17 protein-coding genes are annotated in these 25,578 nt (G+C 46.8%); 11 read left to right on the top strand and 6 right to left on the bottom strand.

Annotated features, from left to right (window positions below):
* Positions 1–155 precede the first annotated feature (155 nt).
* From WA407_RS17155 to WA407_RS17175, 5 genes are all read left to right on the top strand, one after another.
* Positions 156–2,258, top strand: a complete 2,103-nt coding sequence (locus WA407_RS17155) for a bifunctional 2',3'-cyclic-nucleotide 2'-phosphodiesterase/3'-nucleotidase (protein WP_336077859.1) — start codon at positions 156–158, stop codon at positions 2,256–2,258.
* A 274-nt stretch (positions 2,259–2,532) separates the two neighbouring features.
* Positions 2,533–3,594 carry an EAL domain-containing protein gene (locus WA407_RS17160; RefSeq protein WP_336077860.1) on the top strand — a complete coding sequence of 354 codons (1,062 nt, stop codon included), beginning with the start codon at positions 2,533–2,535 and terminating at the stop codon, positions 3,592–3,594.
* Positions 3,595–3,993: 399 nt separating this feature from the next.
* A complete protein-coding gene (locus WA407_RS17165; RefSeq protein ID WP_061831136.1) occupies positions 3,994–5,007 on the top strand; it encodes a zinc-dependent alcohol dehydrogenase family protein in 1,014 nt (337 codons plus the stop codon).
* 153 nt (positions 5,008–5,160) lie between these two features.
* Positions 5,161–6,318, top strand: coding sequence for an SMP-30/gluconolactonase/LRE family protein (locus WA407_RS17170; protein WP_336077861.1), 1,158 nt, complete (start codon positions 5,161–5,163; stop codon positions 6,316–6,318).
* A gap of 18 nt (positions 6,319–6,336) precedes the next feature.
* Entirely contained in the window at positions 6,337–7,125 is a 789-nt protein-coding gene (locus WA407_RS17175) for an SDR family oxidoreductase (RefSeq protein WP_028541208.1), read from the top strand.
* Between the two features lie 284 nt (positions 7,126–7,409).
* Here WA407_RS17175 and WA407_RS17180 read toward each other — a convergent pair whose 3' ends face one another.
* Positions 7,410–8,501 carry a hypothetical protein gene (locus WA407_RS17180; RefSeq protein WP_336077862.1) on the bottom strand — a complete coding sequence of 364 codons (1,092 nt, stop codon included), beginning with the start codon at positions 8,499–8,501 and terminating at the stop codon, positions 7,410–7,412.
* Positions 8,502–8,773: 272 nt separating this feature from the next.
* Between WA407_RS17180 and WA407_RS17185 the strand changes: the two genes are divergently transcribed.
* Positions 8,774–10,471 (top strand): glycoside hydrolase family 13 protein, encoded by a 1,698-nt coding sequence (locus tag WA407_RS17185; protein ID WP_336077863.1) that lies wholly within the window; start codon positions 8,774–8,776, stop codon positions 10,469–10,471.
* Between the two features lie 71 nt (positions 10,472–10,542).
* Here WA407_RS17185 and WA407_RS17190 read toward each other — a convergent pair whose 3' ends face one another.
* Positions 10,543–10,866: an HAD family hydrolase gene (locus WA407_RS17190; protein WP_336077864.1), complete on the bottom strand. Its 324-nt coding sequence runs from the start codon at positions 10,864–10,866 to the stop codon at positions 10,543–10,545.
* Between the two features lie 117 nt (positions 10,867–10,983).
* On the bottom strand, positions 10,984–11,781 hold the full coding sequence (gene pdaA, locus WA407_RS17195; protein ID WP_336077865.1) for a delta-lactam-biosynthetic de-N-acetylase: 798 nt from the start codon (positions 11,779–11,781) through the stop codon (positions 10,984–10,986).
* A 261-nt stretch (positions 11,782–12,042) separates the two neighbouring features.
* Between pdaA and WA407_RS17200 the strand changes: the two genes are divergently transcribed.
* Together WA407_RS17200 and WA407_RS17205 are read left to right on the top strand one after the other, a co-directional pair.
* Positions 12,043–13,065, top strand: coding sequence for a methionine ABC transporter ATP-binding protein (locus WA407_RS17200; RefSeq protein ID WP_061831142.1), 1,023 nt, complete (start codon positions 12,043–12,045; stop codon positions 13,063–13,065).
* Positions 13,062–13,727, top strand: a complete 666-nt coding sequence (locus WA407_RS17205; protein WP_061831143.1) for a methionine ABC transporter permease — start codon at positions 13,062–13,064, stop codon at positions 13,725–13,727. The genes WA407_RS17200 and WA407_RS17205 overlap by 4 nt, the downstream gene beginning before the upstream one ends.
* On the opposite strand, the gene WA407_RS17210 is transcribed toward WA407_RS17205, so the two are convergent.
* Together WA407_RS17210 and WA407_RS17215 are read right to left on the bottom strand one after the other, a co-directional pair.
* Positions 13,724–14,098: a MerR family transcriptional regulator gene (locus tag WA407_RS17210; RefSeq protein WP_025722906.1), complete on the bottom strand. Its 375-nt coding sequence runs from the start codon at positions 14,096–14,098 to the stop codon at positions 13,724–13,726. The genes WA407_RS17205 and WA407_RS17210 overlap by 4 nt on opposite strands.
* Before the next feature lie 99 nt (positions 14,099–14,197).
* A complete protein-coding gene (locus tag WA407_RS17215; RefSeq protein ID WP_025722907.1) occupies positions 14,198–15,178 on the bottom strand; it encodes an aldo/keto reductase in 981 nt (326 codons plus the stop codon).
* Positions 15,179–15,452: 274 nt separating this feature from the next.
* Between WA407_RS17215 and WA407_RS17220 the strand changes: the two genes are divergently transcribed.
* From WA407_RS17220 to WA407_RS17230, 3 genes are all read left to right on the top strand, one after another.
* Positions 15,453–18,923 carry an S-layer homology domain-containing protein gene (locus WA407_RS17220; protein ID WP_336077867.1) on the top strand — a complete coding sequence of 1,157 codons (3,471 nt, stop codon included), beginning with the start codon at positions 15,453–15,455 and terminating at the stop codon, positions 18,921–18,923.
* Between the two features lie 162 nt (positions 18,924–19,085).
* Complete coding sequence (locus WA407_RS17225; protein ID WP_336077868.1) at positions 19,086–22,232, top strand: ATP-binding protein; 3,147 nt, start codon at positions 19,086–19,088, stop codon at positions 22,230–22,232.
* Positions 22,233–22,387: 155 nt separating this feature from the next.
* Positions 22,388–23,539 (top strand): response regulator, encoded by a 1,152-nt coding sequence (locus WA407_RS17230; RefSeq protein WP_336077869.1) that lies wholly within the window; start codon positions 22,388–22,390, stop codon positions 23,537–23,539.
* A gap of 269 nt (positions 23,540–23,808) precedes the next feature.
* On the opposite strand, the gene WA407_RS17235 is transcribed toward WA407_RS17230, so the two are convergent.
* The gene (locus tag WA407_RS17235; RefSeq protein ID WP_336077870.1) at positions 23,809–25,578 is read right to left on the bottom strand and encodes an alpha-glycosidase; all 1,770 of its coding nucleotides are present in this window, start codon (positions 25,576–25,578) and stop codon (positions 23,809–23,811) included.

The following is a 25,578-nucleotide window of genomic DNA, read 5'->3' on the forward strand; positions in this document are numbered from 1 at the left end:
TTTGAGAGAATTAATTATTTTTTCATAAATAATTTAAGTGAATGACTACTCTTTTGTCTGGCGTTGGATTAAAATAGAAATGGTGGGTTCAAGGCTTACATATATGTGCAAAAGTATGTATATGAGGCATACACCTTAATGAGGAGGGGTATATTTTGTTATTTCGTAAAAATTGGTTTAAAGGGTTTACAGCAACCGTTGTAGCTTGTAGCATGCTGGTGTTTTCAGCCGCTCCAACCTGGGCAGCTAGCAATTCTCGCGATAGCGCTACAGTGAATTTGCGGATCATGGAAACAACGGATATTCATGCATCCCTGATGAACTACGATTACTATTCGGACAAAGAAACCAACGAATATGGCCTGATTAGCACAGCCAGTTTGATCCAACAGGCGCGTAGTGAAACAAGAAACAGCATGCTGTTCGATAACGGTGATTTGTTACAGGGCAATCCATTAGGCGATTATATGGCCAGAAACAAAACCTATGAAAAAGAAGGCGGTGTCCATCCAGTCTACAAGATGATGAACTTGATGGGCTATGATGCGGCGACAGTGGGCAACCACGAATTCAACTATGGTCTCGATTTTCTGGAAAAATCGCTCAAGGGAGCCGATTTCCCTTACGTAAATGCGAATGTTTATGTTGATAAGGGGGGGCAAGCTACTAAAAATTATTTTACCCCTTATCAAATTCTTGATAAAACGGTAACGGATGAGAAAGGTGAAGAGCATACGCTCAGAGTGGGTGTCATCGGCTTGGTCACACCTCAAATTATGCAGTGGGATGAAGCCAATTTGAAGGATAAAGTCGTTACAAAGGATATTGTGGAAACGGCGAAAAAGTTTATTCCTCAAATGAAGACGGAAGGTGCTGACATTATTGTCGTGCTTGCGCACACAGGTTATGAGGATGTGCCGCAAACGCCAATGATGGAGAATGCCGTTAAATATTTAAGCCAGGTGGACGGAATTAACGCTATTCTGTTTGGGCATGCTCATAAATCTTTCCCTGGTCCTGATTTTAAAGAAATGAAGGGTGTAGATCTAGATAAAGGAACCATTAACGGCGTACCGGCCGTGGAAGCTTCCTCATGGGGCAAGGAGCTGGGTATTATTGACCTGAGCCTGGAAAAGAAAAACCGCGAGTGGAACGTAACAAACTCTCAGTCTGAAGTACGTCCGGTTGTGAATACCACTAACCAGGCTGTGCAGTTTACTCCTGACTACAAACTGACAGATTCGATCAAGGAAGAGCATCAAGGAACCTTGGATTATATTCGTCAACCTGTCGGAACAACGACTGCACCGATTACCAGCTATTTTGCATTAGTGCAGGACGACCCTTCCATTCAAATCGTGACGAATGCACAGAAATGGTATGTTCAAAACCATCTTAAAGGAACTGAATACGAAAAACTTCCAGTATTGTCGGCAGGCGCTCCATTCAAGGCCGGCGGTCGAAACGGAGCCGAGTATTACACCAACATTCCTGAAGGTACGGTAGCGATTAAAAACGTATCCGACCTGTATGTGTATCCGAACACGGTTCATGCTGTAGAAGTGACCGGTGCTGAAATTCAGGAATGGCTGGAGTGGTCTGCAGGTCAGTTCAACCGCATTGATCCAAAGCAAACTGAGGAGCAATCGCTGATCAACAAAGATTTCCCAACCTACAATTTTGATGTCATTGACGGTGTGAATTACCAGATTGATGTAACTCAGCCTGCACGATATGATGCCAAGGGAACTATTATTGATTCTTCAGCTCATCGTATCAAGGATCTGCAATACAATGGAAAAGCGATAGATCCTGCACAGAAATTTATCGTGGCCACCAATAACTATCGTGCTTCCTCATCCAAACTGGCCAACCCAGATGGCAAACGAATTGTGATGGCAGCACCGGATGAAAGTCGCCAGGTCATTGTTGACTATATCCGTACGAACGGAACGATTAATCCATCGGCGGATGGCAACTGGTCTATTGCTCCTTTTGGTCAGGCAAAGGTTACTTTTGAGTCCTCTCCTGATGCCAAAGACGTGCTGGCAGGAAATCAACAAATTTCATTCTTGAGCAGCGCGGCAGACGGCTTTGCCAAATACAGCTTAAAAGCTGGCGCTAAGCCTAGTGCAGCAACGACTCCTGTAAAGGAAGCTGTGGCTCCCGCGAAAGCAACAGCAAAGCCAGCTGTTAAAACGACCAAACCCGCGACTGTTAAACCAGCTAAAACAACGAAGCCAAAGGCGTCCAAATAACTTCGAACTTTAGTTTTTAATCAATATCAGAGTGAAGCAGCAAGTCTCTTTAACCAAGAGATTTGCTGCTTTTTTAATGTCAAAAACAACAGCCCCCGAATTTATCATGAGTGCAAAAAGTTTTCTGTTTTTGTCGAATATATACTTAAGTCCTAAGTTGTCGTTAAGAATAAGCTAGTTTTTTGTAAAAACACGTAGTTATATAGTACTTTTGTTCTAGTTATTTGTGATATAATGGTGAAAAAACCGGAAAATTGTTCCGAGGAGGACCATTATGACATGCAGCAATTGCAGCATCATATTACCTATTAAGGATCAAGGATTGCTCAGAATTAGGCATTCCAGGGTGTCGCTTACTCCAGCATTAGATGGTTTGGGTAAGCTATCGGAACAAATGAAGCAGGAGCATGAGCGTGAGGGTGGCATAGAGTTTCGTTATGATAGCCGCTCGGAGCTGGAACAGCTGGTTAACAAACTGGCTCGTCTGCCGCAGGAATACTTGAACCATATGCAAGTTGTGGTGACCGGCCTGCACCATGTCGAAGGATATGAGGAGTGGCTTTTATTTAGTCAATTGCAAGCCAGACTGCAACATCCGGATATCGTGAATATCATTAAGGATCAAAGTTTTTCCAGCCATATGCAACCTATTGTTGACCATAAGCTGGATATTATCGGGTTTGAGTTTTTACTGCGTCCGTCACATGCGCAGAGACCTTTTCAGCCTTTCCAACTGTTTGAGATCGCCCGTGAAGCTGGTTTGCATGCTCATCTGGATCGCTCGGCTCGTATTTCCGCTATTGAAAAAAGTGCAACATGCCTTCCGGCGGGAATTAAACGTTTTATTAACTTTCTCCCTTCGAGCATTTATAATCCGGCTTATTGCTTGAATCACACCTTTGAGACGATTGATCGGTTATCCATGAATACGAAGGATTTTGTATTTGAGGTCGTAGAAACGGAAGAGATAGACGACCTTAATTTTTTGCATCATATCTTTGATCAATATCGCAATCGAGGAGTTTCGGTAGCCCTGGACGATGTGGGGGCAGGTTATTCTACAACAGAGCTTATGAATTGCCTTCAGCCGGATTATGTTAAAATTGACCGCAGTATAATTGACGGCTGTCATAGTAACATTGATCAGAAGCGGCAAATTACAGGGATTGTAGAATCGGCTTTTCTTTTTGGAGGCCAAGTGTTGGCTGAAGGCGTAGAGCAGATGGAGGATTTTGAATTTTGTTGTGAAGCAGGTGTATCACTGGCTCAGGGTTATTTGTTTGGCAAGCCGGAGCTTGGTCCGCCCTCCAATTTCATGCTTAGTAGCGTAATATAAGTCAGGAACAAATTTAAGTAGACGTAGTTTATAAAAGTTGGAGCTTAAATAAGGCTGTGGCATAAGCAAATTCCAATTCTATTGGACAGTGCTTATATCACCATTAACGTAAAAAAACGCGAGTTGCAGAGGTTATCTCACCTTTGCAACTCGCGTTTTTTGGTCATGCTTGCCCACCTGAGCAAGTTCTGTACAAGCGAAGCCACCCAGTCTCGAATTTTACTTGGTAAGGAACGTTAAAAGCCTGGAACAGTTTACGACCATTTTTATTTTTAAAGTAAATATTGACGTTTTGAAGACAATTGGATACAGTGTATTACATAGGAAACAGTGTTTCTTACGTAATACACTGTATCCATACTAGGTAAAAAGTTTAACATTACAGGGAGGACAACCAAAATGAAAGCAGTGCAACTGAAAAATGGTTTTGGCTTTGAAGAGTTAACCTTGACGGAACTTGACATACCGGTGCCAGGACGATTGGAAGTTCTGATCCGCATAAGGGCAGCGTCTCTGAATTACCGGGATTTGGTAATCATTAACGGAGTAATGCCAATCGGCATTCAATTTCCCTTCATTCCGTTATCTGATGGAGCGGGTGAAATTGTAGCTGTGGGCGAAGGGGTGACAAAATTTCAGATTGGACAAAGGGTAGCGGCAAATTTACAACAGAAATTCATTGGCGGGAGCACGAGAGCGGAGGTCTTAAAGGACAGTCTGGGAGGCCCACTCAGTGGAGTGGCGTCTGAATATATCGTTCTGCATGAAGAAGGGGTCGTGGCCATTCCGGATCACCTTTCTTGGGAGGAGGCTTCCACCTTGCCGATTGCGGCATTAACCGCATGGAGCATGCTGATGGAATCCGGCGGGCTGCGAGCGGGGGATACGGTGCTCTTGCAAGGAACAGGCGGTGTTTCCATCTTTGGGCTTCAATTCTCTCTGATGGCGGGAGCAAGGGTAATTATCACATCGAGCAGCAATGACAAGCTGGAACGGGCAAAGGATCTCGGCGCATGGCAGACAATCAACTATTCGGAAGTTCCCGAGTGGGATAAGGTGGCTCTGGAGCTGACAGACGGCGGAGTCGACCATGTCCTGGATGTAGGGGGAGCGGCAACAATGGCGCAATCCATCAATGCACTTCGTACCGGAGGGACTGTGAACATGGTCGGCTTCTTATCGGGCTTGACTATTCCTGAGTTCGATGTCACCAGCATTTTGCAGAAGGCTGCGACGATTCGCGGCAGCCAAGTCGGTAACCGGGAACATTTCGAAAATATGAATCGTGCCATTTCCCGCCATCGTTTACATCCTGTCATTGACCGGGTATTCCCGCTCAGCCGAATCGGCGAAGCCTTCGCACTTTTGGCTGAAGGAAAACAGTATTTCGGTAAAATCGTCGTTCAAATATAAATGAGCATTTTGCATAAATCCCAAGAGCGATTTCAAATCAGCAATATATAGATCGAAACGGTTTAGTTCGTCTATATATTGTACTTTCGAGCGTGGGGAATCGAATTATGCAAAATGCTGAAATATTATTCACATCACATAGGAGGCAATCTAATGCCCAGTAAACCTGATTTATCTGTCAAAGATTCTCAAGGAAGAAAGAATAAGAAACCGCGTAAATGGGTACGCAGAACCGGAGTATCGCTGCTGGCGGTAATCCTTCTGGGAGTGGTTATTTTTATGCTCATCCCTTCCCCTGTCCAGCCTGCAAAATGGTTTGCACCTTCGGCCCCCTCTTTTGAACAAGCGGGTCCATGGCAACAAAACAACAAACTCAGCTCCGCAGAGCTTGTTACAGATGCCCCTAAGTTTCCGGAATTTATCACCTTTGACAAGGTAGGAAATTTATATACGGGAGACTCCGACGGGAAAATTTATAAGGTTGCCTTTGATACTAAGGGCAATCCGCAAAAGGCCCAGCTATATGCAGATACCCAAGGAACGCCCAATGGACTTATGTTTGACGCAAGTGGAAATTTGATCGTTACGGATGTTAAGAAGGGGTTGCTGTCGGTAGATCCTTCCGGAAACGTGACGGTGTTGGCCAATCAAGTCGACGGCACACCGATCTATTTGGCCAACGAGCTGGATATTGCCAAAGATGGTACCATTTATTTTTCTGACACCTCCAATTATGGCAGTGTAGTCTTCAAAGAAATCGCCGAGAACAAGCCACATGGACGTTTGCTGAAATATGATCCGGTGACCAAGCAGACGACAGTTCTGTTGGAAGGCCTTTATTTTGCGAACGGGGTTGCCTTGTCTGCGGACGAAGATTTTGTGCTTGTGGCAGAGTCGTATCACTACCAATTGACCCGATACTGGCTCAAAGGGCCGAAGAAGGGGACTTCGGATATTTTTGTGGATAATCTTGCCGGTTTTCCGGATAACATTACGCGTGATGATCAAGGCCATTTCTGGGTCGGTCTCTTCACAACACGTATTCCCTTTGTAGATCAGATGCATGGAAGCCCGTGGCTGGCTGGAATGATGGCCAAATTGCCACAATCGCTGCTCAGCGGTGCAAGCGCACCTGTGAAGCATGGGCTTGCTGTGGAGCTTAATCCGCAGGGTAAACTCATCGGAAGCTGGCATGATCCTGAAGGCTCGCTTTATGGGGTAACCACGGCTGTAAACCATGACGGATATTTATATATAGGTACAGCTCCTGGAGGCAGCCAGGGTGTTCATCGCGTGCTTTTAACCAAATAAGCTTGGGGAGGGTATAACATGATATTGGATGAGTTGAGATTATCCTGGAAAGCGAAGGAAAGCCTGGCCGGGAAAGTAGCTTTGGTAACAGGCGCAAGCAGCGGCATTGGGGCATCGATTGCAAAAAAACTGGCAAAGCGAGGCGCGTATGTAGCTGTATTGGCACGCCGTCAGGAACGATTGGATGAATTGGTTCGCGACTTGCACCAAGAGGAATTGTACGAGGTCATGGCAATACCTGCCGATATCCAAAAAGCTGAAGACGTACAGCAGGCGGTCCACGCCATTCTTGAACGCTGGGGACGGCTTGACATTATCGTTGCCAATGCTGGCTTCGGGTATCGAAGCCCACTGGCAGAAGTGGAACTGGAAAGGTGGGAGGAGCTTTACAAGACGAATGTGCACGGTCTTGTCCTGACACTGAAGTACGGACTTCAGCCAATGAGGGAACAGGCCAAGGGGGATGTTGTCATTGTTTCCTCTATTGCAGCGAAGGAAGTGGTTGCCGGAGGAGGACTATACAGCGCTACCAAGTACGGCGTTAGCGCCATAGCCTCTGCATTGCGTTTGGAGACCAGTACGCAAGGAATTCGTGTAACTGCGATTCACCCCGGGGCGGTGGCGACGGAATTTTCGCAGGTGGCCGGATATCCCGAGCAGGAAATTCGTGCGTTTGCTTCGAGCGTTTTGCCGCTGCATCCCGATGATGTTGCAGAAGCTGCCCTTTATGCACTAGAGCAGCCGGAGCATGTCAATATTCCAGAGTTGACGATTATGCCTTCGAGGCAGGTCCAGCGGTTCAAATAGAGCGATATTTATTCTGACACAAACCGGGTAACCGGGTATGGCGGCGATGAGGACTACGTGCCTTCGCTTGACCATAACCTGCTCAAATGGGTGAGCATGAACCAAAAAGCGCGAGCTATAGGGGGAATAACCCTTGCACTCGCGCTTTTTTATACTAATGACGAAGCGTGACTGTCCAATAAAATTTAGAACCAGCTTTGGGACAGCTCCATTTACTATAGAGCAGACCATATCCTGTGAAAATTTTGGCTCCACGTTCGCTTATCCAGTCATCGTGAGCATAGCTATAGTGTAATGACGTACAGACCTAGCGGTGTGGTTGCGCTCCCTGCAACCATGAAGCTGAGAGAATAGCTGGACTTGCCGGGAGGGACGCTGATATCAGCCAATCGGCATACCTTGGTATTATCTCGTAGCAGAGGAATACCATATACACGATCATCCACACGTACAGATCCGGCGAACGCGCCCCCACGTGGATTGGCGTAGATTCGTACGATACGTACCTCGTCACTGTCATTAACGATGGGAATGGTCGCGTTGTATATGGTTCCGAATTGTCCGCGATTATCTAGCGCAGGCCCCAGCTCGCTGCGTGCCCCGGTAAACAGCAGATCGGCAGGAGTCTCGCCGTTCAGCTTTTTGGTGGCACACGCCCGATAGTTGGCGCTCTGCCCCACCACGTACTCTGGCATCCGCGCATTCGTTTCGGAAAAGGACCACACCCCTCGTGGATGCGCCTGGGGTGGAGGTACGGGAGGAAGCGCATCCATATGAATCTGACGCAGATCGGTCTGCGTATCCTTGCTGATCACGGTGCGAATCACATAATCCAGCGTACCATGGCCTTCAGCAAATTCAACTGTGAGGTCATAGATGAATCCGGCCAGCGATCCTTCGGGCAGCTCAAATTCCTCCAGCAGGGCGGTGCCTTTGCCGAATTTATGACGGTCTACTGGCTTCAGACGTTCCATCGTACCTGCCAAACAGCCTTTGGCAATAGACTGTCCGACATCTATAATCCAGTTGGCATCCTCTGGCACAATCTTAAGGGCACGTTCAATATGACGTACTTCTAGTTTAGCAGCGCTTCTGTTCTCTACGGTGATGCCCAGTTTAACAGCGCTGCCGATTTTGTTATAATGCCAGCCGAAAATGCGATGTTTGACCGTTCGGGTTGTCGTGCGTACCACGTCATGCCACAGGGTGGCTTGCTCGGTAGGTACCGTCACATGGGTAAGCGTCTCCGGATTATCGCTAAGCATCAGGCGGCGGGTTCCCCCCTCAGTGGCTGACTCCACGTCCACATGGATGTTGGGCGGGATCACAGCAGTTTCCACAATCAGATCCTTTGGCTCCTTGGGTCGATGGTTCATGTCAATTCCTCCTTTTATTCAAAAGTGGCACCGCTTTGAGTACATGTATATGGTCAGTTCATAAATATAGGTAACGCCAGGTCCACTTTTACAACCTGTTTTGCAAAATATTTTTTTAAAATAAATCTCCGTAGGTTATAGCGGCTCTGCTAATGCGCGGAAGCAAGCTTACAAGACTCTTGTTCCCCTTCACCAACGATTCGCAGACAGGTATTGCGTGTATGTTAAGAGCATAAGCTATTGGATGTACAGAGAAGCTACAGGAGGGAAACATGCCTAGAAAAATATGGTGGAAGGAAGCCGTTGTATATCAGATTTACCCGATCAGTTTTCAGGATTCTGACGGAGACGGTAAAGGGGACTTACGAGGTATTTTGTCCAGGCTGGATTATTTGTGTGAGCTGGGTATTGATGTAATCTGGATTTGTCCGGTATATAAATCGCCCAATCACGATAACGGATATGATATTAGTGATTATTATGCCATTATGGATGAGTTTGGAACAATGGAGGATTTTGACGAACTGCTTCACCAGGCGCATGAACGAGGCATCAAAATCATGATGGATTTGGTATTAAACCATACATCGGATGAGCATCCGTGGTTTACGGAGTCACGTTCGTCCAAGGATAATCCGAAGCGGGACTACTACATATGGCGAACAGGCAAAAATGGCGGATATCCGAACAACTGGGAATCGTATTTTTCCGGTTCAGTGTGGAAATATGACAAGCTTACAGACGAATATTACATGCATCTGTATTCCGAGCATCAGCCGGATCTGAACTGGGAAAATGAAGAGATGGTGGGCGAGCTCTACCGCATGGTGGAATGGTGGCTGAAAAAGGGAGTTGATGGCTTCCGTTTTGACGCCATTGCCCATATTGTCAAAGCCGAAGGGCTGCCGGATGCTGATAATCCTGACAAACGAACCTTGGTACGTGCCTATCAGCTCTTTTCCAATCTAGAACAGGTACATGTGCTTCTACGGATGCTGAATGAAAAATTACTGGAACGTTATCCCTTAATGACAGTTGGCGAAACGTCTGGTTTAGGACCGGAACAGGCGCTTGATTATGTAGGGGACCAGCGGCATGAGCTGAATATGGTTTTCCAGTTTGAACACATGTTTATTGATGCCCAAGGGCTGGGGACAGAAAAATGGAAATCCAAGCCGTGGACACTGGTGGAGCTGAAAAAAATAATGAGCAGCTGGCAGACAGTGCTTCATGAGGAAGGATGGAATGCCAATTATCTGAACAATCATGATCAGCCGCGGGCCCTCTCGCGATTTGCGAATGATGGACAATATCGTGTGGAGTCGGCCAAAATGCTGGCAACCTTCACACACATGCTAGAGGGTACGCCTTATATTTATCAGGGTGAGGAAATTGGGATGACGAATATTGCATTCCCGTCCATTGATGATTACCGGGATGTGGAAACGTTGAATTATTATGAGCAACAACGGAAGATCGGTGAGTCTGAGGAACAGATTATGGCAGAGATCTGGCGGAAAAGTCGGGATAATGCGCGTACTCCCATGCAATGGAATGCTGGACCCTCAGCCGGATTTACCGATGGAGAGCCGTGGATGAAGATTAACGATAACTACACACACATTAATGCAGAGGCAGAAAGAAGCAATCCAGACTCGATTTTCCACTATTATCGCAAGTTGATTGCTCTGCGTAAACAACATGAGGTCATAGTCTATGGCGAATACAAGCTGCTGTTGCCGCTGGATACGGAGCTGTATGTATTCACTCGTATGCTGGGAGAAGAGCGTTTGCTGGTCATTTTGAATTTCTTTGACCGTGATCCGGTGTACCACTGGCCCGAGGAGGACTTTGCTGTCGCTAAGGCGGAGCTGCTGCTGTCCAACTACAAGCCGGTTCAAGGGGAACAACTGCATGCCTTGAAGCTGCGCCCTTATGAAGCCAGGGTGTATAAGCTAACCATGCAATAGGCATTACTATCTTTAGAATGGTAAAAGGAAGGGAAGGCTCATAGAGAGACCTTCCCTTCCTTGGCGTTTGGCTAAATGGTAACTGTTTCAGCCAACTCACGTATTTTGGCGATAATCCGGTCTTCTTGATTTTCCCCCTCATTAGGGATCGATTCAGTCGCGAAGGCAGCCAGTTCAGGATGGTGATGAATCATGACGGCATGGTGTGCCTCCCTGAACATCGGAATATCATTCGTATCATTGCCGAAGGCGATAAATTGACGGGGCTGCACACCAAGCTTCTGAAGCGCGTTCCATTTATGGATATTTTGCGGGCTGATGTCCAGCACTTGTTCATTACGGTGTTGATGGATGACCACGCCGAGTGGCGAAAGCTTGGCGGCCAGTTCATCCATATCGTTATATCCATTACCTTCCTTGGTCGTAAACTAAAAAGCCCGATTCACACTGGCTACCATGGGCAGGTGTGGATCGGGCTGATAACGTATCGACTCATTAAATTCGATTACTATTTAGTGATAATGTTTCACCTTAAGATCGTCTAGACTTTTAAACTCATACCCTTGCTTGCGAGCCTCGTCGATGATGGAACCAAGCGCCTCGGCATTGTCCTTGGATACGGAGTGGAGCAGAATGACCGCACCAGGGTGGAGCTGACCAATCACTTGACGATAGGCATAGTCCGTTCCTTGATGGATATTTGTGTCCCAGTCCTTGTAAGCCACGGACCAGAATACGCTCGTATATCCGGCTTCTCGACAGGAAGCCAATGCTTTTTCACTAAAAATGCCGCGAGGCGGCCGGACGTATTTCATTTCTTTTTGCCCGGTTAGCTCTGCCGATGCATTTCGTACCCGATCTAGCTCAGACCGGATCTCTGTCGAAGAAATGGTGCTCATATCAGGATGGCTCCATGAATGGTTTCCGATAATATGGCCCTCACTGGCCATTCGTCGCATCAAATCAGGCTGGTCTTTTATAAAATGCCCTGTCACAAAAAAGGCGGCTGGAACCTTTTTGGCCTTCAATACATCCAGCACTTTGGGAGTATACCCATTCTCATAGCCGTTGTCGAAAGTGAGAAATAATTCTTTTTTAGTGGTATCCCCCAGAAAGATGCCACCTTGCCTTTCGATTAGTTGCATAAAGCCTTCTTGTGCGATGGAAGGTAGCTCCCCTCCCTTACTTTTTTTAAACCCAAAATGATAAGGCTGTCCGTCAACAGTCTGAGTAGCCCATGCGGGTTCTGCCGTAACTGTCAACATCCCTATAACTGCAACGCATAGCCACAAGGTGAATATTCGCTTCATCTATCTTCCTCCGCTTCCGTCCCGTTCGGGCAAGGTGTGTATGCTTCGGCATATTTCATACCATTTGCAATATCATGCTGATTTATGCAAGGACTGAACTAACCAGACTCAAAACACATATTGACATGAATATTAAATCGAAGTAGTATACTTTATAAAACTCACTAGAATACTCGGATTTAATTCGATCATTCATGCCAAAGAAAAGCAATCAGCTTAGAACATCTTACATACTTGTGAGAACGGAAGGAGTTAGGACTCATGATTGAACTTAGGAATGTATCCAAAACCTATGTGAGAAAAGGTCTAAGTATTGAAGCGTTAAAAAATATAAATATCAAAGTGGATAAAGGAGATATCTTCGGGTTTATCGGATTCAGTGGCGCAGGGAAAAGTACGCTGATCCGTTTGGTCAATCGTCTGGAGAAAGTAACCAGCGGAGAGGTTCTTGTTGAGGGGGAACAGTTAAATACCTATTCGACCTCTGGGCTGCGAAAGGTAAGAAAGAAGATCGGAATGATCTTTCAGCATTTTAATCTGCTGGAATCGAAAACAGTATTCGACAACATTGCAATTCCGTTGGTGCTACTTAAGCGCAACAAACGGGAAATAGAGAGGCGTGTAAAAGAGCTTTTGGCGTTCATAGGATTGTCGGACAAGGCGAATAGCTACCCCAGCGAGCTTTCCGGCGGACAAAAGCAGCGTGTGGGGATTGCACGGGCGCTTGCGAGCAACCCGTCCATTTTGCTCTGTGATGAGGCAACCTCGGCACTTGATCCGCAGACCACACAGTCAATTCTCGACTTGCTTCGCAAAATCAATAAGGAATACAAGATCACTATTTTGATCATCACCCATGAGATGTCGGTGATTCAGCGGATTTGCAACAAGGTAGCCGTAATGGAAAAGGGGGAAATCATCGAGCAGGGCAATGTCCTGGAGGTATTTGGGCAGCCGCAGCACCCGACGACGCAGAGCTTTGTACGCACGGTCATTCACGATACGGTACCCGAGAGTGTGCTGCAAACGTTCGAACAGCAAGAATCACAGCGAATATACAAGCTGGAATTTATAGGGCAGGTTGCTTCTGATCCGGTGGTTCATGAATTGATTCGGCAGCATGATATCCACGTGAACATTTTGTTTGCCAACATGACGGAGATTCAAGAAACGACGATTGGCTATATGACGATTCAACTGCGCGGTGGACAGCATGCCGTTCAGCAGGCTGTTGATTTTCTCAAGAGCAAAGGAGTTCATATTCAGGAGGTAGAGAGTCTATGATGATTACAGGAACCACGATCACCTGGGATCAACTGTGGGAAGCTTTGTATGAATCCGTGCTCATGGTCAGCATATCATTATTCATTGGCGCCCTGATCGGTATCCCTATCGGTATTTTACTCGTCATCACCCGTCCAGGCGGAATTCTGGAGAACAAATGGCTGCACAATATTTTGAATCCAATCATTAACATTGTTCGTTCCTTACCGTTTATTATCTTGCTGATTGCGATCATTCCGTTAACCCGTCTGATTGTGAATACATCCATTGGGACCAGCGCGGCAATTGTCCCCTTGATTATATATATTGCGCCATATATCGGAAGGCTGGTCGAAAACTCGCTTTTGGAGGTAAATCCGGGGATATTGGAGGCAGCAGATGCGATGGGGGCGACCCCGTTTCAGGTCATTCGATACTTTTTGCTTCCTGAGGCATTCAGTTCTCTGATTTTGTCGTTAACGACAGCAGCCATTGGTCTGATTGGTGCTACTGCTATGGCTGGTGCGGTCGGCGGAGGCGGAATTGGCGATCTGGCGATCGCATATGGCTATCAACGTTTTGATACGCTGGTTATGCTGATTACCGTCATCATTCTAGTCTTGTTTGTACAAGGTGTTCAGTCCTTGGGGAACCTATTGTCCCGTAAAGCACGCAGGGGCTAAATTAGATGTTTTTCTTTTTCACCTATTGTCTGTTCATAGCTTGTAATTTTATAATCCATGCGTTCCAACACATTTTCCATATCTTTCATTTTTGCAATGAGCTGCTTGCGCTGCTCTATTAGGAGTTCTTTTCTAGCATTCATCGTTTCATCACCCTGTTGGAATAACCTAACATACTCAATCAAAATTTCAATGGGAAGTCCTACGCCTCGCATACATTTAATATATTCAACCCATCTGCAATCTTCTTCCGTGTAATCCCTGATGCCACTTTTATTACGGTTCACACGCGGAATAAGTCCGATGCGTTCATAATAGCGGAGTGTATCCTGAGATAGTTCAAATTTTTTGCTTACTTCTGCGATCAACATGCAGACTTCACCTCCTGATTTCTGATCAAGAAACGCCCTATGTAAATGGATAGGGCGTTCTTGTCGTTTCTTATTTCGAAACTGTCATTTCATCCATATTTACTGAGCGCCAACAACCGGATGAGGAACATACGGCTCTTCCAGCAATGCGATTTCTTCAGGTGTTAACGTAATCGAAAGAGCAGCTACTGCATCTTCGAGATGAGACGTTTTCGTAGCACCGATAATGGGAGCTGTTACCGGTTCTTTCTGTAGCAACCAGGCAAGTGCGATTTGAACGCGGGGAACTCCACGTTTTTCTGCGATGGCCGCAACCTGCTCCACGATCAATCGATCGGTATCTGCAGTCGCATCGTATTTAGATTTCGCAACTTGATCGGTTTCGGAACGATGTGTTGTTTCCTGCGCATCACGCGTCAATCTTCCACCTGCAAGCGGGCTGTATGGAATCACACCGATTTTTTCTTCCTTACAAAGCGGCAGCATCTCTCTCTCCTCTTCACGATATAAGAGATTTAAATGATTCTGCATTGATACAAATCGGGTCCATCCATTCTTTTCAGCGACATGTAACGCCTTTAGAAACTGCCATGCGTACATAGCAGAAGCACCAATATATCTTGCCTTCCCGGCCTTCACAACATCATGTAATGCTTCCATCGTCTCTTCAATAGGGGTATTGTAATCCCAGCGATGGATTTGGTACAGATCCACATAATCTGTCCCCAGTCGCTTAAGGCTCTTATCTATTTCACTCATGATAGCCTTTCGGGAAAGTCCCGCACCATTCGGGCCTTGATGCATACGGAAATGAACCTTTGTCGCGAGGACAATTTCATCTCGATTCGCATAATCCTTTAAAGCCCGTCCAACAATTTCTTCGCTAGTTCCATCTGAATATACATTCGCGGTATCAAAAAAATTAATACCTAGCTCCAGGGCATTTTTTATAATGGGACGACTGCGCTCTTCATCTAGTATCCATGGGTGAATCCACCGTTCTGCAACCCCAAAGCCCATACACCCAAGACAAAGCCGGGATACATCCAAGCCGGTATTTCCAAGTTTCACATAGTCCATTTGATTATACCTCGCTTCCTAGATATTGTTTTCTTCAAATGTAGTCTACTCCAGCTACTTACACCGGATATTATTACATTTGGAGTTCACTCCAAGTCAAGCGATTTTGTTGCGTGATGCCTTCATATAGGACTAATTGTTCAGAATCGGTTCAGTGGGGTTTCGTATACTTCTCTTAGCATAGTTCCTTGGTTGCATAAATCGTAGAACTAAACATGACTAAAGCCTTTGATATAACAGGATATATGCCAATAAATAGTGTCTAGGAGTGGAAATGTTGAAACTTGTAAATCGGAATAAATGGATTGCATCTGCGATGGTATTGGGTATTGCTTCAGGTTCAATCGTATCTCTGCCTTGGGTGGGCGGCGTCCAGACTGCTTATGCAGCGACAGCAGATACGCAAAGCGAAACTGGATTTGTAACACAAGCTCGCACCTTGGGTTTGATGACAGGCGGTAATCAGGGCGATTTTATGGCACAAAAAAATTTGACCCGTGCAGAAGCGGCTAAAATTTTGTGCAGTCTGTTCCAGTTGGAAATTAACAACCAGTCGCAGACTTCTTTTATGGATGTATCGTCCGATGCATGGGGCGCTCCCTATATTGAGGCTGTACGTGCAGCCGGGTATATGACAGGTAACGGGGAACTGTTCCGTCCGGGGGATGCCATTACCAAGGAAGAACTGATCGTATCGCTCGTACGTGCAATGGACTTACAGGATACCGGCACAGCGAATGCACAGCAAAATGCAGTTCAAGTTGCCCGCTCTTATGGTCTGTTATCAGAGGATGCTTCTACAACGGATTTGAAAAATCCATTGAACCGGGAGAGTGGTGCGGAAGTATTCGTCAGCCTGCTGGATCATCCGGTAGGAGAAGTGAAATCAGAGGGCAATACCGTTCGAATCGGAAATATCCCGTATCAGTTGGAGGGATCTTTGCAAGGTTTGTTTGGTGAAAATAACAAAGCTGTATTAAAAGGGGCAAAATTCGACCTTAACCGTAATTTGCGTACACTGACAGGTGTGAATAAGCTGGAAATTAACGCAGACGGCGGCGTTTTTGACGGTAAGGGCGTGTCTTTTGAGGGACGCCTGATCGTTAATGGCTCGGTAACCTTGAAGAACATGTCCTCTACAGGGGTATTGGAAATCAAAGGCTCAGGGACCCAGCCTGTATCGGCCATTTTGGAAAATACGGCATGGTCTGGTGTGGAGCTTGGCTCCAAGGATGCCAAGCTGACTGCAACCGGGACGACGAAGATCGACAACCTGACGCTGAAAAATGATGCATCGATCGTGACCGAGGGAAATGCCGCGATTAGCCGCGTTTCGTTGCAACAGGGACTGGGCAAGCTGTTGGTTAGCGGCAGTATTGGTTTGCTGGATGCATCACAATATGTGGGCGTTCCTTTTATTACGCTGGCTAAGGGAGCTACAATCAACCAGCTTAACCTGCCGGAACAAAAACAGCCGCAGGATGTTATCATTAACTATGATGCGATGAAAGAAGCTGTTAGTCTCGTGAATGGCACGACGAACTCGTCCTCTACTGGATCAGTTGTCACGGAAACAGAGAGCAAAGATAAGAAAAAACACAACAGTGACATTGTCAACGTAGACCGCAGTCAGCTGGAGGCAGAAGTCCATGCAGCCAAAGATCTGCTGGATCGTGCAGGTGAGTGTGGACCAGATCAGGCACTCTACCCGGCTACGGCAAAGGAAAGCCTGTCGGCAGCAATCCATCAGGCTACGCTGGTACTGGACAATACTACAGCTACACAGGCAGAGGTAGATCAAGCGCTCAGCACATTGAAACAGGAAGTTTCTGTGTACACAGATTCAGCCACAGAACCGGTGATTGGAACACAGGAATTAGTTAGACTGATTCAGGTAGCTTCGACTACCCTTGAGCAAAATCGAATGGTTAGCGACGAATTCCCACCTCTTTGGGATGATTCATTAAGTCAAGCAATTCAATTTGGCAATAATGTGTTAGAAGGGAATGCGCCTCAAAATATAGTGGATCGGGAAGTAGTAAGCCTGCGTCGAGTAATTAAAGTATACGAAGCATCGGTAAGACTCAGAGATGCCTATCTGCATTTTCTCGATGTAACGGATCATGTGGAGAATTTGAACACAGATAAAGCGCGTTATAAGTCCTTAGTGAGGGAAGGATTAAGCGTATATGTGAATCCATTAACTACAACGGAGCAGTTGGAAGAATGGACACGAAAAATAGAAGCTACCACAGAATCATTCTTGGTACTGCAAACAGTGGACTTCTCAGTGCTTAAAAATACTTTACAAGAAGCGCAGGTTATCTACGATCAGAGTAGCGCTCAAAATACTGAACTGTACAGCCTCATTCAGGAATATACAGAGAAGATGCATACCGCTATGACGCAGCAGGACGTATTGATCTTGAACATGGAGCTGAGTCAAAGACTTGCGGAATTCACTGCGCCAGTGCCTGCTACAACTCGGGAAAAACTGCAGCAGCTGGTTCATGACGTTCATCTAAAACTGCTGTCTGACCCTATCGCTCGTAATTATTTGAATACGGAAATGCTTCCTTTAGAGCAACTAACAGAACAAGCCAACTTTGCACTCATGATGCCGTTTACTCCTGAGGAGCAATTGGTGATCTCTTATAATCAATTAAGTCAGGCTAAAGGGACCTATATTGAAAAATATAACGAGAAAAGACTACAATTGAGAGCCGAAATCATTGAAATGCAGGCATCGATCAATGGAATTTTGGTGCAAAATTCAGGCGCATTAAGCGCTGAAGCCCAGCAAGCTTTGTCTTCTGCTTCAGAGCATGCCTCTATCTTCTTAGGTTTGCCCAGCTTTGAATTACAAGACGTGGTTCCCGTATACGAGGAGTTGAAACAGGTACAGAGCAAGTATGCTGCACCAATAGCAGTGGATACCATGTTGTTAAATTTAAACATAAGTATAGCTAATAATGAAGTTCAGACGTTCGGCCGTCATTATACCCAACAAGATAACGAAGAACTTCAAGGGCAAATTAATCAGGCAAACCTTGTGCTTAATACTCCGGATATTACACAGCTTCAGGTAGACCAGGCTAACACAGATTTGATTACAGCACTTTCGAACTACCAATCCAAATGGATCGTAACTGATCTTGATATCAATGAGCTCAAGAACATTGCGAACAATCTGCTTACAGTAAATGGTACAGATCCTACGACGGTCTACTTTCACAGAGTAGTGGATGCATTCAATCGTCTGGACCAGTATTATCCTATGCCGGAAATCAAGAAAAATTATATGAATCTGGAAGATGCGATTCAGGAGTATAAAGATTTTGTAGCCAGCCAGCAACAAAGCAGCGGAACAGGAAGCGGCGATAGCAGTGGAGGAGCAACACCACCAAGCGATAGCAGCGGAACAGGAAGCGGCGACAGCAGCGGTGGAGCAACACCACCAAGCGATAGCAGCGGAACAGGAAGTGGCGACAGCAGTGGAGGAGCAACGCCGCCAAGCGATAGCAGCGGAACAGGAAGCGGTGACAGCAGTGGAGGAGTAACATCACCGAGCGATAGCAGCGGAACAGGAAGCAGCGATAGCAGCGGTGGAGCAACGCCGCCAAGCGACAACAGCGGAACAGGAAGCGGCGACAGCAGTGGAGGAGTAATACCACCAAGCGATAGCAGCGGAGACGATTCAGGCTCGATTCCTGGCGGTGGTAATGATGAAGGCATGATTCCTTAATAAGGGAAATAAAGAAAGTACAAGGGTGTATAAAAGGGGACGATTCCGCACAGATTTTTGTCTGCGGCGGGCGTCCCTTTTTGCATGGGCAGCGCTTCTAATACAGCTGGTTAGAATAACCGATACTAAAAGATAGACGATATTGAAAAGAGCGGGGGATTTATGAAAAAACAGGGGGTTTTATTTTTTATTATACTTCTGCTTGCGGTTGCGTTGCCGGTGTATCCGTTAGTGTCGGGTGTTTTATCCGGAAACAGTCATTGGAAAGCACACAACGGTGTTATTGATTTGCGTAATTGGGACCCTGAAAAGGAAGGCCCTGTACAGCTGGGAGGGGAGTGGGAATTTTACCCCAATCAGCTTGTGCAACCTTCATCCTTTCATGAAATGCAACAAGATAAGGATTGGGAAAATCATCAGAGTTCTTCAGAGTTGAGGCTGGAAACGAGTTCTTCTGCCAAGATTGTGGATGTGCCTGGTAAATGGAATCAGTGGATGCCTAAGGGACAGGCGACCGGATATGGAACCTATCATATCCGTGTGCTGTTGCCTGAAAAAGCGGAAAATCTGTACGGCATCTATATGCAAAACATTCGCAGCGCCAGTCAAGTATGGATTGACGGAGAAAACGTGGGAGCAAGTGGTATTCCCTCTGTTTCTGCCGACAAGGGCAAGCAGGGCAATGTTCCCTATGTTGGATTTGCAGCGATAGATGGACATTCGGCTGATATTACCGTGCATGTGGCTAATTATAGCTACTCCTCCGGTGGAATCATTTATCCACTGTTATTTGGGGATTACGAGAGTATTACGCATAGCCGGGAAGTTGCAATGGCAGAGGACACCATACTGATAGCAGGATTTTTTATTCCTACCGTATTTTTTATCATGCTATACCTTTTACGTAAAAAGGAGAAGGCATTGCTTTACTTAGGATGCTTTTGTATCGCGGCTTTATTTTATATTCTGACACATGGAGAAAAGCTGCTGGCTTGGGGAATACCGGACTTACCTTATGAATGGATACTGAAAATACAGTCGTTCTCGTCAACCCTGTTCTACTATTTTCTGATCCACTATGTTCATCTTTCGACGCAGATTGTTATGAATCGGCTCGTGCTGCGCCTCTATAATATTACAACCGCACTGATGCTGGGTATGGGGCTATTTCTGCCTACATTGGTACTCTCATCCTTTGAAGCGTTTATTCTTCTTTTTGGTGTAGTCAGTGTGGGATATGTATTACTGATCTTGATTCGTGGGCTTCTTCAACGGACGGATGACGCTGCACTGCTAGTCATTAGTATTATGAGCATTCTTATGATTGTAGTGACTAGTTTTGTGTATATTCTGGGCTGGGGAGATGTGCGTGGAGTGACAGCCTATGAAATGCTCATATTCGTATTGGCTCAAACGCTCCTGCTGGCCAAACGTTTTGTACATTCGTTTAGGGAGGTTGAGAACCTGTCACGACGGTTGCTAACACTGGATGGGTTAAAAGATGAATTTCTGGCAAATACGTCACATGAACTGCGCACTCCTCTGCATGGAGTAATTAATATCGCTCAATCCATGCTAGACCGCTACGGGACACAATTCAATGAGCCGCAAAAGCACAACTTGGTCTTGATTGCGAATATAGGACGCAGACTTTCGTATTTAATTAACGATATTCTGGATTTTTCTAATTTGAAAAATGGCAGATTAGCCTTAAATCGTCGGCCTGTCAATGTACAGGCAGCTGTGAAGTCCGTGCTGGAGGTATTGGGTCATACAGTGGGTAAGAAAAAGATTCAATTTGTCAAAGAAATGCCCAATTCGTTGCCCAAGGTGGATGCGGATGAGGATCGGCTGATTCAGATTCTGTACAATTTGTTGGGTAATGCGGTGAAATTTACGGAGGAAGGCGAAATCGTAATCTCTGCCAAAGCGGGGAACCGTGAAATGGAAATCAGTGTGAAGGATACCGGGTCCGGTATTGCCCAGGAGCATCTTTCGCATATATTTGAACCTTTTAACCGAGGGGCGAATGCTGAGGATGAAGGATACAGTGGAACAGGGCTTGGATTAGGCATAGTCCGTCGTCTGGTGGAGCTGCATGGTGGTCATATCCGGGTAGAATCTAGATTGGGCAAGGGTTCGACCTTTTATTTTACACTGCCCTTAGCGCAGACCGGAACGTTGGCACATGAAGCTCAAAAAGATGTTTCGTCTGCGGTTATATTGCAGCCTGGTGTGACGTCGGGTCGGAATGTGATTCCGCATGAAGAGGATGCACTGGGGCAAGTTCAGACTGTTCCTTACAAAGTGCTGGCTGTAGATGATGATGCGGTTAATCTTCGGGTGCTGGAGGAGCTATTATATACCACAGGTTGTAGCGTGGTGGCGGTGGATCATGCCGAGGAGGCACTTCACATGCTGAATGGCCGTTCCCGATTTGACCTAGTCATTACGGATTGGATGATGCCGGAAATGTCCGGTATTGAGCTGTGCCGACGGATACGGGAACGGTATTCCCTGTCTGAGCTACCGGTGTTGCTGCTGACGGCACGCGACCTGCCCGGGGATATCCGCGCAGGTTTTATGGCGGGAGCTAATGATTTTCTACGTAAGCCTGTTGATGCTGAGGAATTAAAGGCGCGTGTGCGCACGCTGTTGAACATGCGTCATTCGGCGGAGGAAGCGGTGCGTTCGGAAATGGCCTTTTTACAGGCACAAATCAAGCCGCATTTTCTGTACAATGCTTTGAATGTCATTGTTTCGACCGTAGCCGTAGACCCGGACAAAGCAGCGGAGCTACTCATGGAGCTGAGTCAGTATTTGCGGGGCAGTTTTGATTTTCAGAACAGGGAGAATACGGTGCCATTATCCAAGGAGTTGGAATTGGTAGAATCGTATGTGGCACTGGAAAAAGCACGATTTGAAGAACGTTTGCAGGTGACCGTAGAGGTAGGAAGGAACATCCGGTCGCTCATCCCGCCATTAAGCATTCAGCCCATCGTGGAAAATGCGATACGGCATGGTGTGATGCAACGGGCAACAGGTGGAACCGTGCGAGTGGTTGTGCAGGAGGATGGAACCGATTTTGTGGTCAGCGTGACCGATGACGGCGTAGGGATTCCGTCCGAGCGACTGGAACAGCTGCTGTCGGAGGATCATGTATCTTCCAGCGTGGGACTGCGTAATATCCATCGCCGTCTTATCCATATGTATGGAGAAGGATTGCGAATTGAAAGTAATCCTATGCAAGGGACGACGGTAAGCTTCCGTGTGCCGGAAACGATCTCGCCCCGGAATACCGATGAATAAAAAAAGTACAGTACATTGGTCGGAAAAGCTAAAGTCACGTCCGTAATGATACGATATATAAAATATAAGGAATTAAAATCGTATGGATAAAGGCGCATAGCGTGTAAATAGAGCATCATGATGGATGTTGCAGCAGGAAGGGAGTACGGACACAAATGAAGGCGATTTTGATTGATGATGAGAGGTCGGCATTAGCCTACTTGGAACGGTTGCTGGAGGCGGACGGACGGTTAACGGTAATGGGCAAATATACGTCTGCACAAGCGGGGCTGGATCATCTGGCGGCAGAACGTGCGGATATTGTTTTTATAGATATCGGAATGCCAGAGATGAATGGTCTGGAGGCCGCCGAGTGGATTCAACAGCTAGATTCCCATATTCATATCGTCTTTGTGACCGCATACTCGGAATATGCTATTGAAGCGTTCGAGCTGCAAGCACTGGATTACTTGTTAAAGCCCGTTCATGCCCGGCGGCTATCCAAAACGTTAGATCGGATTGCAGCCACGCTGGCTGATCCTCGTTCTTCTAGTTTGGGAGCTTCAGCAGAGCAATCCCCCAAGGTACGTTGTTTTCAAAAACTTGAAATTTTGGAGGATGGACAGGAAGCTGTAGGTGCGAAACCATTCAAATGGCGCACATTAAAGTCGCAGGAGCTATTTTCCTTCTTATTACACCATGAAGGGGAATGGGTGAGCAAAGAACAATTGCTGGATGCGCTGTGGCCTGAATATCATTTGGACAAGGCTGTTGTTCACCTGCACACGTCCATTTACCAAATCCGCAAGGCGTTGAAAGAACGGATGCAAGATACGAAGCTGGAATATAATCTGGATCGCTACCGCTTGAACCGCAATGGCTGGATTACAGATGTGGAGCTATTCGAGCGGGGAATATCCGAATGGGCTGCATCCGGTAGCGGCGGTAAGCCGCGTATTGAGAGCCTGTTGGCACTATACCGTGGCAACTATCTGGAGGAGCACGATTACCCGTGGGCGTATGCAAAAAGGGAGAAGCTGCGCAATATGTATCTGGCATGTGCTTCTGAGCTGGCGAGAGAAGAGCTTCGCTCAGGTCGTACCCGGCAGTCTGTTCAGCGCTTACTCAGCCTACAGCAACGGGAGCCGTACTCAGACGATATCTGCAGTCTGCTGCTGACCGCCTACGCCCAACTGGGCGATTATACCGCTGCGCAAAAGCATTATGAAAGCTTCGTCAGAATACTAGAAGATGAGTTGGGTATTGAGCCGCAGCAGGTGACGCACCAGTTGTACGTGCAATTGAAAACACAGACGCTACCCGCGTAAACTGCTGTACTGGCTGTCTTCTTCAGCTCAGACAGGACAAGGCGGTAACCCCATTTCGATCAATGCTTCGAATGTTGGGGTAGTAAGAACAGATGTTAAAAACAAATAATCGACAATGGAAGCTCATATTCAACGTAAAAAGACCACCGGGAACAAGTTAACTATCTTGTTCCTGGTGGTTTCGCTTTTTTGCCGTTATTCGGCAGGTACCTTCATCAGCATCCGCCTTTATAGGCGGATGCCTTGCTTCCCGTCTTGACATCGTCCTCTTAAGCAGGTTTTACTGACCGAGCAGGCGCTGCCTTCAGTACAGCGTATCCGTAGGGTGGAAGCTTGGCAAGCAGCCCCCTCTCTCTAACGGACCACTGGCTTTCACCAAAGGCTAATTGCCATTCCTGCTCAGGAATGTCCAGTTCAAAAACGTGATCCTCATCGGAACGGTTGAGCAGCACGAGCAGCACTTCTTCCTCGCTGCGGCGCTCATAGGCAAGTGAGGTGCCCTCTGTCTGTGCCTCCAAAAAGGTGATGCTTCCCTGATCACGGAGGGCCGGGTGCCCCTTACGAAGCGCAATCAGCTCGTGGTAAAAGTTGAACAGCTCGCGGTCCTGCTTGTCGGTGTCCCACTCCATACACTTGCGGCAGCCTGGATCGGCATCTCCATCCAGGCCGATCTCATCGCCGTAATAGATGCAGGGTGCGCCCATGTACGTAAACTGGAACAGGGCGGCCAGTCGCATCAGCCGTTTGTCATCCCCACACAGTGTCAGCAGGCGCGGTGTGTCGTGGCTATCCAGCAAATTGAAGGCAACCTCAGATGCTTGCTGTGGATAGCGGGCCAGCTGTCGTCCGATGGCGAAGGCAAAGCTTTGAGCATCAGTCACTTTTTTGACGAAAAAATCATTTACCGCGTAGGTGAACGGATAATTCATCGTTGCATCGAATTGGTCCCCCTGAAGCCATTCAGATGATTCATTCCACATTTCACCCAAAATGTACGCATCTGGATTGGCCTGCTTGACCGTAGTGCGGAATTCCCGCCAAAAGGCGTGATCTACCTCGTCTGCCACATCCAACCGCCAACCATCGATGCCGATTTCTTCGATCCAGTGCTTTGCCACATCCAGCAGGTACTTTTTCACCTCAGGATGTTCGGTATTCAGCTTGGGCATCATCGGTTCCAGCCCGAATGTATCGTACGTCGGTGTGCCATCCACCACTTCCAGGGGGAAGCTATGTACATGGAACCAGTCCTTGTAAGGTGACGCTTCGCCTTTTTCCTGCACGTCAACGAACGGTTTAAACGTACGCCCTGAATGGTTGAACACCGCATCAAGCAGCACCCGAATTCCTCGGTCGTGGCAGGCATCGACCAGTTTTTTTAATGTATTTTTGTCCCCAAAATGCGGGTCCACCTCCATATAATCCTCTGTATCATATTTATGATTGGTCGTCGCCTTGAACACAGGAGTCATATATATGGCGTTAATCCCTAGCTCGTTCAGGTGATCCAGGTGATCCAGAATCCCCTGAAGATCACCACCAAAAAAATTGTCTCTTTGTGGTGTTCCGCCCCATGTCTCTGCACCTTCTGGGCTGATAGAGGGGTCACCGTTCGCAAAACGTTCCGGGAAAATCTGATAAAATACAGCATCCTTCACCCATGCAGGTGGCTTCAGAATATCAATCGGGTTCAAAAACGGATATTGGAACAGTTTATCTGCATTTTGGGGTTCCTGGGTGGTGAAGTCGTCCTCGTTCATCCAAATACGTTCCTCACCGTCTTCTAGCAAAAATCCATATTTCAGCCGACGGTGAGTAGGTTTTATGCTGCATTCATAATAATCAAACCTGCCATCGGTAGCGAATTTGGACATCGGGACAAGCTGTCGGGTACGGTCCCAATCGTATTTATCTCCGGTGAGAGCATGAACGGTACTCAGGTCATTCTTCTTCGCACGTAGCCGTAGAAATATCGTTTCATCATTATAACCAAAAGCCCAATTTCGTTTCGGGTGATGGTATATCGCTTCTAGCAGCAT

Origin of the sequence: Paenibacillus sp. 203 (assembly GCF_037027525.1) — a bacterium.
In the GTDB taxonomy this organism is placed as follows: domain Bacteria; phylum Bacillota; class Bacilli; order Paenibacillales; family Paenibacillaceae; genus Paenibacillus; species Paenibacillus polymyxa_B.

What these genes read in the sequence shown, in the direction of transcription:
- WA407_RS17160 (WP_336077860.1), top strand. Translation starts at nt 2,533, where the DNA reads ATGACATGCAGCAATTGCAGCATCATATTACCTATTAAGGATCAAGGA.
- WA407_RS17165 (WP_061831136.1), top strand. Translation starts at nt 3,994, where the DNA reads ATGAAAGCAGTGCAACTGAAAAATGGTTTTGGCTTTGAAGAGTTAACC.
- WA407_RS17170 (WP_336077861.1), top strand. Translation starts at nt 5,161, where the DNA reads ATGCCCAGTAAACCTGATTTATCTGTCAAAGATTCTCAAGGAAGAAAG.
- WA407_RS17175 (WP_028541208.1), top strand. Translation starts at nt 6,337, where the DNA reads ATGATATTGGATGAGTTGAGATTATCCTGGAAAGCGAAGGAAAGCCTG.
- WA407_RS17180 (WP_336077862.1), bottom strand. Translation starts at nt 8,501, where the DNA reads ATGAACCATCGACCCAAGGAGCCAAAGGATCTGATTGTGGAAACTGCT.
- WA407_RS17185 (WP_336077863.1), top strand. Translation starts at nt 8,774, where the DNA reads ATGCCTAGAAAAATATGGTGGAAGGAAGCCGTTGTATATCAGATTTAC.
- WA407_RS17190 (WP_336077864.1), bottom strand. Translation starts at nt 10,866, where the DNA reads ATGGATGAACTGGCCGCCAAGCTTTCGCCACTCGGCGTGGTCATCCAT.
- pdaA (WP_336077865.1), bottom strand. Translation starts at nt 11,781, where the DNA reads ATGAAGCGAATATTCACCTTGTGGCTATGCGTTGCAGTTATAGGGATG.
- WA407_RS17200 (WP_061831142.1), top strand. Translation starts at nt 12,043, where the DNA reads ATGATTGAACTTAGGAATGTATCCAAAACCTATGTGAGAAAAGGTCTA.
- WA407_RS17205 (WP_061831143.1), top strand. Translation starts at nt 13,062, where the DNA reads ATGATGATTACAGGAACCACGATCACCTGGGATCAACTGTGGGAAGCT.
- WA407_RS17210 (WP_025722906.1), bottom strand. Translation starts at nt 14,098, where the DNA reads ATGTTGATCGCAGAAGTAAGCAAAAAATTTGAACTATCTCAGGATACA.
- WA407_RS17215 (WP_025722907.1), bottom strand. Translation starts at nt 15,178, where the DNA reads ATGGACTATGTGAAACTTGGAAATACCGGCTTGGATGTATCCCGGCTT.
- WA407_RS17220 (WP_336077867.1), top strand. Translation starts at nt 15,453, where the DNA reads ATGTTGAAACTTGTAAATCGGAATAAATGGATTGCATCTGCGATGGTA.
- WA407_RS17225 (WP_336077868.1), top strand. Translation starts at nt 19,086, where the DNA reads ATGAAAAAACAGGGGGTTTTATTTTTTATTATACTTCTGCTTGCGGTT.
- WA407_RS17230 (WP_336077869.1), top strand. Translation starts at nt 22,388, where the DNA reads ATGAAGGCGATTTTGATTGATGATGAGAGGTCGGCATTAGCCTACTTG.
- WA407_RS17235 (WP_336077870.1), bottom strand. Translation starts at nt 25,578, where the DNA reads ATGCTGCTAGAAGCGATATACCATCACCCGAAACGAAATTGGGCTTTT.